We start from the raw sequence: 13,092 nt of genomic DNA on the forward strand, positions 1-13,092 counted from the left end.
CACCGTGGAGAGGGATATCGATATAGGAAGGATTGTACCGTGACTTTGCTCAGGCGGACATAATACGCATCAAGCCTTTGGCGGTTCTGTACGGGCAAAACTCTCGCGTTGAAAGAGCGTTTCCACCAGTTTGACCAGACGGGGGCGATCAACACACCAGCCGGGCGCAACCCGACGGAAATTGAGATAACCGACGGCGCAGGCAATCGCAATGGTTGCCAGGTTAACCGTATCCGTTTTCAGCGTACCATCCGCCAGATAGCCTTCCAGCACATCCAGACTACGGGTGATCTTCTCACGCTGACGTAATAATTCAGTTTCTGACTGCTGCGCGGCAGGGCGAGCCTGTTCGCGCACCGAAACTAAACCGGCATCCATAATGCCGTCTGCCAACGCTTCCAACTGGCGTACCTTCAGCGCAGCCAGCGGATCACGCGGCAGCATGGCTGGTGCAATATCCAGTAGCTCTATATATTCCGCGATGATAGGAGAATCAAACCAATACTCGCCCGCATCGGTGACCAACGCGGGTACTTTACCTAACGGGTTATAGCGCGCCACGCCGCTATCCGCGTTATAGGGGAGTTCATTCACAAATTCGAAGGTGATGCCCTTTTCCAGTAACAGAATAGAAATTTTACGCACAAAAGGGCTGGTATAGCTGCCAATGAGTTTCATGCCGGGTCCTTTTTGCCAACAAAAAAGCGGTGCCCAACGATAGTGGGACACCGCTTAGTATGGCTCAGGTCACTGAAAATGGCAGGTGATGGCAGTCTCAATGATCCAAATAAAGGTAATGCATCCAACTGGTCATGCGCAGCAGTACTTTACGCATTACCGACACGTGGGCGAAATGGTCGGAATAGACTGCAACCTGAGCATAGATACCGTCCGGCAGCGCATCCACATCGGCATTCGGATCCAGCTCAATCGTAGCCAGCACGCCATCGGTACCCGGCACCACCGTTAAGGACTGTAATGCGCCCTGCGCCTGATAAGAACCGCCCGGAACGACCGGAAGAATACTGGTCAGCTTGCCGGTGAAAACCTGGCCAGGCAGCGCATTAAACACCACTTCCGCTTCATCGCCCGGTTTAAGGCGCAGCAGCGAGTTCTGGCGGAATTGCGCCACGATTTGCCGTTTTTGCTCAGGAATAAACACCATTACCGGACGCAAAGGTAATGCTGCTGCGTAAGTCCCCGGACGAATTAAAATCTGCGTGGCATAACCGTTGCTGGGGGCACGAACTACCGTCTGTTCAAGATTGTATTTAGCCTCGGCAAGCTGGGCACGTAGGGACGCAACCTGAGATTGCTCACCGTTGACCATACTGTCTAATTGGCTCTGAATCTGCGTCTGTTCTGCAACCGAGCCTTTGACCAGCGCATCTTGTGCCAGATAGTTTTGCCGGGCGTTATCGATATCGCTTTCAGAGAACGGGTTAACCTTCGCCTGACTGCCTTTCAAATAGCGTTGATAATCTTTATACAGACGGTCACGTTCAGCAGATACACGGGTGGTATTGGCGACCGCTTCCGACAACTGTGCTTTCAGGTTGTCGATGTTGTGCGTAGCAGTAACCAGATCAGCCTGCAGCCTGTCGACACGCGCCTGATACCGTACCGGATCGAGCTTAAACAGCACATCGCCTTTTTTAATTAGCTGATTATTTTTATCCGTTACCTCACTAACAATTCCTGTGACTTGCGGAGTGACCGGAATTGAAATAACCGCTTTTTGCGCCGTAAAGGTATATGGGTGGTTATAGTTCATTAATAAAATCAATCCCGCAACAATGAACACCCCACCTAATGCAGCGGTAGCAAGCGTCCATTGGTTTACCGGAATACGGAATATTTTAAAGATGGCCCAGGCAAAGGCCACATAGGTCAGGACTATCAACAAATCCATGATTAAATCTCCGGAAAGGTGGAGTTATCGGTTTTTTTCTCCCCATCCAGTCTTTTTTCCAACTGGGTGATTCGCGCTGCCAGCGCGGCAATCTCAGGGTCTGACTCCTTTCCGGTCGGTGTGATGTGTGACTGCATTCCCCATCCCTTTTCAGGCTGGTAGAGCGTGGCCCAGATCCACAGGAATGGCCAAATAACATGAAGAGTGAACAAGCTCACCCATCCTGCAGTATGGATGGCATCGGCATGGGGATGGTTACGTTTTTTAGCCATGTTATAGGGAATATCGTGAATGGCGATGATTCCGTAAAACAGAACCAGAAAAACGAAGATCAGCACGCCCAACGCGAAATAATTTAGAAACATACCTGCCTCGAATTCACGCTAATTAGAGTTTTTTTATGCCGGCAGCCGTATGCACCCTGGCTGATGTTTTGAACATAACTGGAGTTAAGGGTTTTTGCCATACCACAAAATAAATATTTTTTCTGGTGAGAAGTTGCTTTGTTTTGCAATAAAAAATGTCGGGGGTAGAACCTGCCGCAGATCACATCTGATAAATTTCAGATGAAAATACTTTGCGATTCACATCACAAAAATCCAACAAACAAGGAAAGCAAAAATGTGAACCACTTCACATTTAATCCTCATTTTCAGCGAATTATTGCACTGCGATGTTTTTTTGTACGGGTATTTTGTGATGAAAATCACATTAACTAACGCCATACACCCTATATTTACGTGACGAATGTCACATAAAAGGCCGTCGACTGGACAGTTGAACGATTCAGTGCCAGATTTCGCAGTATCTACAGGGTCCGGCTACCTCCTGCCGCTACATTAACAAACCTCGGGCTTTCAGCCTGTGTGATAGCAAACATAAGAAGGGGTGTTTTTATGTCATCCGATATTAAGATCAAGGTGCAAAGCTTTGGTCGATTCCTCAGCAACATGGTGATGCCAAATATCGGCGCGTTTATCGCGTGGGGTATTATCACCGCATTATTCATTCCGACAGGGTGGTTGCCGAACGAAACGCTGGCGAAGCTGGTCGGCCCGATGATCACCTATCTGCTGCCGCTACTGATCGGTTATACCGGTGGTAAACTGGTTGGCGGCGAGCGTGGCGGCGTAGTTGGTGCAATCACCACCATGGGCGTTATCGTCGGTGCGGACATGCCAATGTTCCTCGGCGCGATGATTGCAGGTCCACTGGGCGGCTGGGCGATCAAACACTTCGACAACTGGGTAGACGGTAAGATCAAATCCGGTTTTGAGATGCTGGTGAATAACTTCTCCGCTGGCATCATCGGTATGATCCTCGCCATTCTGGCATTCCTCGGCATTGGCCCATTGGTTGAAGCACTGTCCAAAATTCTGGCGGCAGGCGTTAACTTCATGGTTGTCCATGACATGCTGCCGCTGGCGTCTATCTTCGTTGAACCGGCGAAAATCCTGTTCCTCAACAACGCCATTAACCACGGTATTTTCTCACCGCTGGGTATTCAGCAGTCCCATGAGATGGGCAAATCCATCTTCTTCCTGATTGAAGCAAACCCGGGTCCGGGTATGGGCGTCCTGCTGGCGTACATGTTCTTCGGTCGCGGCAGCGCTAAGCAGTCTGCAGGCGGCGCGGCTATCATCCACTTCCTGGGTGGTATCCACGAAATTTACTTCCCGTACGTGCTGATGAACCCGCGCCTGATCCTGGCCGTTATTCTCGGCGGTATGACTGGCGTATTTACCCTAACTATCCTGAACGGCGGTCTGGTTTCTCCGGCGTCTCCGGGTTCTATCCTGGCCGTGCTGGCAATGACACCTAAGGGAGCTTACTTCGCTAACATCGCTGCTATCTGTGCGGCTATGGCAGTCTCCTTTGTGGTCTCAGCCATTCTGCTGAAAACCAGCAAAGTGAAAGAAGATGATGACATTGATGCCGCAACCCGTCGTATGCACGACATGAAAGCGGAATCCAAAGGCGCATCCCCGCTGGCGGCTGGCGACGTCACCAACGACCTGAGCCATGTGCGTAAAATCATCGTTGCCTGCGATGCCGGTATGGGTTCCAGCGCCATGGGTGCGGGCGTACTGCGTAAGAAAGTGCAGGATGCAGGGCTGTCTCAGATTTCCGTCACTAACAGCGCGATTAACAATCTGCCGCCGGATGTGGATCTGGTCATTACCCACCGTGACCTGACCGAACGCGCGATGCGCCAGGTGCCTCAGGCACAGCACATTTCGCTGACCAACTTCCTCGACAGCGGTCTGTACTCCAACCTGACCGAACGTCTGGTCGCTGCGCAGCGCCACAACGTGAACGAGGAGAAAGTTCGCGACCACCTGAAAGACAGCTTTGAAGAGGGCGATACCCACCTGTTCAAACTGGGTGCGGAGAACATCTTCCTTGGCCGTAAAGCGGCTAACAAAGAAGAAGCGATTCGCTTTGCTGGTGAGCAACTGGTGAAAGGCGGTTACGTTGAGCCAGAATACGTCGAGGCGATGCTGGACCGCGAAAAACTGACCCCGACTTACCTGGGTGAGTCCATCGCAGTACCGCACGGTACGGTTGAAGCCAAAGACCGCGTGCTGAAAACCGGTGTGGTGTTCTGCCAGTACCCGGAAGGCGTTCGCTTCGGTGAAGAAGAAGACGATATTGCCCGTCTGGTTATTGGTATCGCAGCGCGTAACAACGAGCACATCCAGGTGATTACCAGCCTGACCAACGCTCTGGATGATGAATCCGTGATCGAACGTTTGGCCCATACCACCAGCGTGGATGAAGTTCTGGAACTGCTGGCAGGTCGTAAGTAAGCGTTATTGCCCGGTGGCGATCACGCTTACCGGGCCTACAAAATCCTCTCCCTTGTGGAGAGGGTTAGGTTGAGGGGAAATCAATGCAGTCCCTCACCCCAGCCCTCTTGGGTAAAAACATTAATGAAGGTTAATACTATGAAAGCATTACATTTTGGCGCAGGTAATATCGGTCGTGGCTTTATCGGCAAACTGCTGGCGGACGCGGGGATACAGCTGACGTTCGCGGATGTAAATCAGGTCGTGCTCGATGCCCTGAATGCCCGTCATAGCTATCAGGTTCATGTCGTGGGTGAAAATGAGCAGGTTGATACCGTCTCCGGCGTCAACGCTGTAAGCAGCATCGGCGATGATGTTGTTGAACTGATTGCCCACGTAGATTTAGTCACTACCGCCGTCGGTCCGGTTGTACTTGAGCGTATCGCTCCAGCCATCGCCAAAGGACTGGTTAAACGCAAGGCGCAGGGCATCGCTACTCCACTAAATATCATCGCTTGTGAAAACATGGTGCGCGGAACGACCCAGTTGAAAGGCCATGTAATGAACGCGTTAGCAGATGAAGATAAAGCCTGGGTTGAAGAACATGTTGGCTTTGTCGATTCTGCCGTGGACCGCATTGTTCCGCCTTCAGCTTCAGCAACCAACGATCCGCTGGAAGTTACCGTCGAAACCTTCAGTGAGTGGATTGTCGACAAAACACAGTTCAAAGGTGAACTGCCAAATATCCCGGGAATGGAATTAACTGATAACCTGATGGCATTTGTCGAACGTAAACTCTTCACGCTGAACACCGGGCATGCTATAACCGCGTACCTCGGAAAATTGACCGGTCATCAAACCATCCGTGACGCGATTCTCGACGAGAAAATCCGCGCAGTGGTAAAAGGTGCGATGGAAGAGAGCGGCGCGGTACTGATCAAACGCTATGGCTTTGATGCAGCAAAACATGCGGCATACATTCAGAAAATCCTCGGTCGTTTTGAAAACCCGTACCTGAAAGATGACGTTGAGCGCGTGGGTCGTCAGCCGCTGCGTAAGCTGAGCGCAGGCGACCGCCTGATTAAACCGCTGCTGGGTACGCTGGAATATGGTTTGCCGCATGCGAATCTGGTTACCGGTATTGCGGCAGCGATGCACTATCGCAGCGAAGAAGATCCGCAGGCACAGGAACTGGCCGCGCTGATTGGCGAAAAAGGTCCACAGGCCGCGCTGGCGCAAGTTTCCGGGCTGGATGCCAATAGTGATGTCGTGCTTGAGGCTGTTAACGCGTATAACGCAAAGAAATGATGCAGGACCTGGCGCAGGATATCCTGCGCCTGAATAATAGATTGTCAGATATGCAGGCAATAATGGAACAAACGCAGGCCTTTGAAAATCGTGTGCTTGAGCGTCTGAATGCTGGCAAAACCGTACGCAGCTTCCTCATCACCGCCGTAGAACTGCTCACCGAGGCGGTGAATATCCTTGTGCTTCAGGTATTTCGCAAAGACGACTATGCGGTGAAATACGCCGTAGAACCGCTGCTCGACGGCGATGGTCCGTTGGGCGATCTTTCTGTTCGTCTGAAGTTAATCTACGGCCTGGGCGTACTCAGTCGCCCGGAGTACGAAGATGCGGAGCTGCTGATGGCGCTGCGGGAGGAGCTGAATCACGACGGCAACGAATACGCATTCACCGACGACGAAATTCTTGGACCGTTTGGTGAACTTCACTGCGTGACGGCACTCCCGCCGCCACCCCAGTTTGATACCTCAGACTCTGGTTTGCATGCCATGCAGATCCAGCGTTACCAGCAGATGGTACGATCCACCATGGTCCTTTCCCTGACCGAGCTGATTTCTAAAATCAGCTTAAAAAAAGCCTTTCAAAAATAAGACGATGCTTGCTTATTTCTCTTCCTGCTGCGGTCGATACAGCTGCCGATAGTACGCCAGACGTTGCAGATACAGCTGCGCGTTTTCCTGCGGTATTTCTGAAGGGACAACGTTGCGCGGCGGTGTTTTATTCAAATATTCGCGAAAAGCCTGGCTTGAAGCCATAAAATCGACAGTTTTATCAATCAGGATTGAAACGTTCTCACCTATTTTCGCCATAATCTTCCCTCCTCCATGTATTAACCGCGCTCAGCCTGTGCGGTTGATCATTTAAGTTTAGGATCAGTTGGGTGTTTATATTGAGGAAAACGTGCTTCACCACGAACACGCCAATAAAAAGCACCACGGTCGATCTTATCGCTTAAAATTCCTTGTTAATCAATGTAGTAACATTATCATTAGCTAATTAATACTTACGGTATTTGATTATTTATCTTCGAGCAGTTGTGAATAATCCCGCTCTGCGCGCATACTATAGGGCATTCATCCTATTTTTATCAGAAGCTATCCTATGAAAGAAGTCGAAAAAAACGAAATTAAACGCCTGAGCGATCGTCTGGACGCTATTCGCCACCAGCAGGCAGACCTGTCCCTGGTTGAAGCCGCCGACAAATACGCCGAGCTGGAAAAAGAGAAAGAAACTCTGGAAGCCGAGATCGCACGCCTGCGTGAAGTTCACGGCCAGAAGCTGAGCAAAGAAGCGCAAAAGCTGACAAAACTTCCGTTCCGTCGGGCCATCACCAAAAAAGAGCAGGCTGACATGGGCAAACTGAAGAAAAGCGTGCGCGGCCTGATCGTCGTCCACCCGATGACCGAGCTTGGCCGTGAAATGGGCCTGAAAGAGATGACTGGCTTTGCGAAGAACGAGTTCTAAACACTCTCGTATCACAGGCTCTCAAGACACCCGTCGTACAGCGGGTGTCTTGAGAGCATCGGGCTATATTCCGAATTTTTCCCCATAAATATTTACACCGCTTATATACAAGTTCATTTTTAACTGCCCTCCCTGCTTTTCATGAAAATAAATTACTCCACCATGTCCATTTGTATTTATACAATGAATTTTTTCTTCCACTTTTCTCATGACCCGCAGAATATAATTGACCCACAAAATTAAATAACATTATCATCTATAAAATAATGCCCCATACATAAATATTATGATTATATTTTTACAAGGCATTGCCATGGGTAATTGATAAAAATTATCGAGCACTGGCTCAATCCTATAAAAGCAATGAATGTGTTCATTATAACCATGCATTAACAGGTTATTGATAATACTCACAGGATGATGAGTTAGCTGTATAAATAATAGGTTAACTATTAATACTACATTAGTAATTAATAAGGATATTTTATATGCACAAAAATGGAAAATTTATTCCCCTGATTGTTTTGGGATTCACATTCTTGTTATCTGGTTGTGATTACTTTGCAGATAAACACCTTGTCGAAGAACTAAAAAAACAGCAAAAAGAACAAGAAGCAAAGATAGACCTTTTAGAAAAACAACAAACTACGCTTATCCAGGCGACCCAAAAGGTCGCCGAAGTCGTTGGCCGCATTGAACGTAAACAACGACTATTCGACTACACAGAACTGGACCCATCACAAACGCACTATTTTATTATTAACAACGGCAATATTGGATTAGCCGGGCGTATTTTATCTATTGAGCCAATAGATGATGGAAGTGTTATTCATCTTGATTTGGTTAACTTACTCAGCGTTCCCGTATCAAACCTGGCGTTTAATATGACGTGGGGTACGAAAAAACCTTCCGAGGCAAAAGATCTACCTCGCTGGCGACAACTCTTGCTCAACACGCAAATGGATTCGACAATCGAACTCTTACCGGGAGCATGGACAAACGTCACGCTGACATTAAAAGGCGTATCGCCCAATAATCTTAAGTATCTAAAAATAGGCATTAACATGAAGAATGTTATTTTCCAAAGCACACAACCTATTAACGATACAAAAAAGAAGCCCAAAAAATAATAGCTATTGATACAACTATTTTAGAAAAGGAAAGCATTTATCCATGAACAGAATATTTAAAGTCCTCTGGAATGCCGCTACGGGAACATTTATTGTCACCAGCGAAACCGCAAAAAGCCGCGGGAAAAAAAGCGGCCGTAGAAAGCTGGCGGTTTCCGCACTCATCGGTCTTAGCAGTATTATGGTTTCTGCGGATGTATTGGCCAATGCAGGTAAAGATACTGGCGACGGCGTTACTCCAACGGGTACCCAGACAGGAGGAACAGGGTGGATTGCAATTGGTACCGATGCCACAGCAAATACTTACACCAACGTTGATGGCGCAAGCGCCGCGATGGGTTATCACGCCTCCGCGATGGGGAAATGGAGTACCGCTATTGGTTCATACAGTGATTCATCCGGTGACTCTTCGCTAGCGCTCGGCGTAAAAGCAAGCTCAACCGGCAACCGTGCCATTGCGATGGGTGCCTCATCTTCAGCCGCGGGAAGTTATTCAATGGCAATGGGTGTTAATGCCAATTCGAGCGGTGAAAAATCGGTTGCATTAGGTAATAAAGCCACTGCGAGCGGAGCTACATCCGTTGCATTAGGCAATCAATCCACTTCGAGCGGCGACGACAGCACTGCATTTGGTAATGGCGCAAAAGCGATAGGCACCAACTCAGTTGCTCTTGGCGCAGGCTCTACCGCCCAGGAAGACAATTCCGTCGCCGTGGGTAACAGCACCACGCAGCGGCAGATCACCTACGTTGCTAAAGGCGACATCAATTCCAGCAGTACAGATGCAGTCACAGGTGCGCAAATTTATTCTTTAAGTCAATCCGTCGCCGACCGACTCGGCGGAGGAGCTTCCGTTAATTCTGATGGTACAGTAAATGCGCCCCTCTACGAGGTAGGCACAGGCATCTACAATAACGTAGGCAGTGCGTTAAGCGCACTTAACACTTCTATCACGAATACAGAGGCCTCTGTCGCAGGATTAGCCGATGACGCGTTGCTGTGGGATGACAGCACAAGCGCATTCAGCGCCAACCACAGTGGAAGCGACAGCAAAATCACCAATCTGGCGGCAGGCACCCTGGCCGCAGACAGCACTGATGCGGTTAACGGCTCCCAGTTGTTTGATACAAATGAGAAAGTGGATCAGAACACTGCTGATATCACCACCAATACCGACAGCATCAACCAAAACACTGCCGATATTACCGCCAATACCGACAGCATTAACCAGAACACAACCGATATCGCCGCTAATACGACCAGCATCAATCAGAACACCACTGATATCGCCACCAATACCACCAATATCAACAGTCTGAGCGACTCCGTCACCACGCTCACCGACGATGCCCTGTTGTGGGATGCTGACTCTGGTGCATTCAGTGCTAAGCACAACGGAAGTGCCAGCAAGATCACCAATCTGGCGGCAGGCACCCTGGCCGCGGACAGCACCGATGCCGTTAACGGCTCCCAGTTGTTTGATACAAATGAGAAAGTGGATCAGAACACTGCTGATATCACTACCAATACCGACAGCATTAACCAGAACACAACCGATATCGCCACCAACACCACCAATATCAATAACCTGAGCGATTCTGTTACCACGCTCGCCGATGATGCCCTGCTGTGGGATGCTAACTCTGGTGCATTCAGCGCTAACCACTCGGGAAGCGCCAGCAAGATCACCAATCTGGCGGCAGGCACCCTGGCCGCGGGCAGTACCGATGCCGTTAACGGCTCCCAGTTGTTTGCCACCAACGAAAATGTGTCTCAGAACACCACTGATATCGCCACCAACACCACCAATATCAACAACCTGAGCGACTCAGTTACCACGCTCACCGATGATGCCCTGTTGTGGGATGCAGCCTCTGGCGCTTTCAACGCTAACCGCAACGGAAGCGCCAGCAAAATCATTAATGTCGCCGCCGGCGACCTTTCTGAAGACAGTACAGACGCGGTGAACGGCTCACAGCTGTATGAAACCAACCAGAAGGTGGATCAAAACACATCAGATATTGCAGATATCAATACGACGATCACCAACCTTAGCACTGATGCACTGAGCTGGGATGAAACAACGAGTTCGTTCTCTGCCAGCCACGGAAGTAGTACGGCAAACAAAATCACCAACGTTGCTGCCGGGGACCTTTCTGAGAGCAGTACCGACGCGGTTAACGGCTCGCAGTTGTTCGAAACCAATGAAAAAGTGGATCAGAACACGACCGATATCGCCGCCAATACCACCAACATCACTCAGAACAGCACCGCGATTGAGAACCTGAATACTTCTGTCTCCGACATTAATACGTCCATTACCGGCCTCACTGATAACGCTCTGTTATGGGACGAAGACATCGGAGCTTTCAGCGCAAACCACGGTGGAAGTACCAGTAAAATAACCAATGTCGCCGCCGGGGTGCTTTCTGAGGACAGTACCGACGCGGTAAACGGCTCACAGTTGTATGAAACCAACCAGAAGGTAGATCAAAACACCTCTGCTATCGCGGATATCAATACGTCCATCACCAACCTTGGTACCGATGCACTGAGCTGGGATGACGAAGAGGGTGCGTTCAGCGCCAGCCACGGTACCAGCGGTACCAATAAGATAACCAATGTAGCAGCAGGTGAAATCGCCAGTGACAGTACTGACGCCGTTAATGGCGCTCAGTTGTATGAAACAAACCAATTAATCGCACTGAATAATGAAGTTATTTCCAATTTAGCTGGTGATACCAGCGAAACCTACATCACTGACAACGGTACTGGTGTGAAATATATTCGCACTAACGACACCGGGTTAGCTGAAGATGACGCACATGCTTCTGGCGTAGGTGCAACAGCAGTTGGTTACAATGCAGTTGCATCAGGTGTTAGCAGTCTCGCTTTGGGTAAAAATAGCAGCAGCACAATTGATACAGGTATTGCGCTGGGTAGCGGATCTACATCAAACCGCGCTATTTCATCAGGCATACAAGCAACGAGCGTAACAAGCGATGGCGTCGTCATTGGTTACGATACAACAGACAGAGAGTTGCTGGGCGCGTTGTCATTGGGGACGGATGGAGAAAGCTATCGTCAAATTACCAACGTTGCGGACGGCTCTGAAGCACAAGATGCAGTAACAGTTCGTCAGTTACAAAATGCCATTGGTGCGGTCGCCACTACACCGACCAAGTACTACCACGCAAACTCAACGGAAGAAGATTCACTGGCTGTCGGGACTGATTCACTGGCAATGGGTGCGAAAACCATCGTCAATGCTGATGCAGGTATTGGTATTGGTCTGAATACACTGGTGATGGCTGATGCCATCAACGGTATTGCTATCGGTTCTAACGCACGCGCCAACCATGCAAACAGTATTGCAATGGGTAATGGTTCTCAGACCACTCGCGGCGCACAGACTGACTACACCGCCTACAACATGGACGCACCGCAGAACTCTGTCGGTGAGTTCTCTGTCGGCAGTGAAGACGGTCAACGTCAGATCACTAACGTCGCGGCGGGTTCGGCAGACACCGATGCCGTAAACGTTGGTCAATTGAAAGTCACCGACAGCCACGTTGCCGCAAATACCGAAAGCATCAATAACCTGAATACGCAGGTGAGTAGCCTTGATACCCGTGTCACCAATATCGAAAATTCTGTCGGCGATATTGTCACTACGGGGAGCACCAAGTACTTCAAGACCAACACCGATGGCGTAGATGCAAATGCCCAAGGTACGGACAGCGTCGCGATAGGTTCCGGATCTATTGCGGCTGCTGAAAACAGCGTGGCGTTAGGTACAAATTCAGTCGCAGATGAAGCGAATACGGTGTCTGTCGGTTCCTCGACTCAACAACGTCGTATTACCAATGTTGCCGCAGGGGTGAACAACACTGACGCGGTTAATGTGGCGCAACTGAAAGCCTCAGAAGCAGGTTCCGTTCGTTACGAAACCAATACCGATGGCTCGGTTAACTACAGTGTGCTCAACCTGGGAGACGGGAGTGGCGGTACCACTCGTATCGGCAATGTTTCAGCGGCGGTGAACGATACGGATGCGGTGAACTATGCGCAATTGAAACGCAGCGTAGAAGAAGCAAACACCTATACCGATCAAAAAATGGGTGAAATGAACAGTAAAATCAAAGGGGTAGAAAACAAGATGAGCGGCGGTATTGCCTCAGCAATGGCCATGGCTGGTCTTCCACAAGCTTACGCACCGGGAGCCAACATGACCTCGATTGCTGGGGGTACGTTTAATGGTGAAAGTGCCGTCGCCATTGGTGTCTCCATGGTAAGTGAAAGCGGGGGCTGGGTGTATAAATTGCAAGGAACCAGCAACAGCCAGGGCGATTACTCTGCAGCCATTGGTGCTGGATTCCAGTGGTAATGAAGTAACAATACTCCCGACATCAAAGGCAATGGCATCATGCCATTGCCTTTTCACTTCTCTTTGTTGCCCTCACCCCTCAATTGGCCCTACCAATTTTAGCCA

General features: G+C 49.7%; 10 protein-coding genes. 6 read left to right on the forward strand and 4 right to left on the reverse strand.

The genetic code is table 11. The features are described from left to right. Window positions 1–69: 69 nt before the first annotated feature. The 3 genes from OGX97_RS13860 to OGX97_RS13870 all read right to left on the reverse strand — a co-directional run bounded on the left by OGX97_RS13860 (window position 70) and on the right by OGX97_RS13870 (window position 2,277). Window positions 70–678, reverse strand: coding sequence for a glutathione S-transferase (locus OGX97_RS13860; protein ID WP_008786453.1), 609 nt, complete (start codon window positions 676–678; stop codon window positions 70–72). A gap of 97 nt (window positions 679–775) precedes the next feature. After that, a complete protein-coding gene (locus OGX97_RS13865) occupies window positions 776–1,912 on the reverse strand; it encodes an HlyD family secretion protein (RefSeq protein ID WP_003827339.1) in 1,137 nt (378 codons plus the stop codon). Between the two features lie 2 nt (window positions 1,913–1,914). Next, window positions 1,915–2,277, reverse strand: a complete 363-nt coding sequence (locus OGX97_RS13870) for a DUF3302 domain-containing protein (protein WP_003827338.1) — start codon at window positions 2,275–2,277, stop codon at window positions 1,915–1,917. A 531-nt stretch (window positions 2,278–2,808) separates the two neighbouring features. Between OGX97_RS13870 and mtlA the strand changes: the two genes are divergently transcribed. From mtlA to mtlR, 3 genes are all read left to right on the forward strand, one after another. After that, window positions 2,809–4,722: a PTS mannitol transporter subunit IICBA gene (gene mtlA / locus OGX97_RS13875; RefSeq protein ID WP_008786455.1), complete on the forward strand. Its 1,914-nt coding sequence runs from the start codon at window positions 2,809–2,811 to the stop codon at window positions 4,720–4,722. Window positions 4,723–4,860: 138 nt separating this feature from the next. Further along, entirely contained in the window at window positions 4,861–6,009 is a 1,149-nt protein-coding gene (gene mtlD / locus OGX97_RS13880) for a mannitol-1-phosphate 5-dehydrogenase (RefSeq protein WP_218658851.1), read from the forward strand. Continuing rightward, window positions 6,009–6,596, forward strand: coding sequence for a mannitol operon repressor MtlR (gene mtlR, locus OGX97_RS13885; protein WP_003024179.1), 588 nt, complete (start codon window positions 6,009–6,011; stop codon window positions 6,594–6,596). Before mtlD ends, mtlR begins: the two co-directional genes overlap by 1 nt. A gap of 12 nt (window positions 6,597–6,608) precedes the next feature. Here mtlR and OGX97_RS13890 read toward each other — a convergent pair whose 3' ends face one another. Continuing rightward, complete coding sequence (locus OGX97_RS13890) at window positions 6,609–6,815, reverse strand: hypothetical protein (RefSeq protein WP_032945348.1); 207 nt, start codon at window positions 6,813–6,815, stop codon at window positions 6,609–6,611. Window positions 6,816–7,107: 292 nt separating this feature from the next. Here OGX97_RS13890 and OGX97_RS13895 point away from each other — a divergent pair, with 292 nt between their 5' ends. The 3 genes from OGX97_RS13895 to sadA all read left to right on the forward strand — a co-directional run bounded on the left by OGX97_RS13895 (window position 7,108) and on the right by sadA (window position 12,987). Continuing rightward, window positions 7,108–7,470, forward strand: a complete 363-nt coding sequence (locus OGX97_RS13895; RefSeq protein ID WP_071446115.1) for a YibL family ribosome-associated protein — start codon at window positions 7,108–7,110, stop codon at window positions 7,468–7,470. Window positions 7,471–7,958: 488 nt separating this feature from the next. Further along, window positions 7,959–8,600 carry a DUF3251 domain-containing protein gene (locus OGX97_RS13900; RefSeq protein WP_153752042.1) on the forward strand — a complete coding sequence of 214 codons (642 nt, stop codon included), beginning with the start codon at window positions 7,959–7,961 and terminating at the stop codon, window positions 8,598–8,600. A 43-nt stretch (window positions 8,601–8,643) separates the two neighbouring features. After that, window positions 8,644–12,987, forward strand: a complete 4,344-nt coding sequence (sadA, locus tag OGX97_RS13905; protein ID WP_235126169.1) for a trimeric autotransporter adhesin SadA — start codon at window positions 8,644–8,646, stop codon at window positions 12,985–12,987. Window positions 12,988–13,092 lie beyond the last annotated feature (105 nt).

It is taken from the genome of Citrobacter sp. Cpo061 (assembly GCF_030332845.1).
GTDB classification, from domain to species: Bacteria; Pseudomonadota; Gammaproteobacteria; order Enterobacterales; family Enterobacteriaceae; genus Citrobacter; species Citrobacter portucalensis.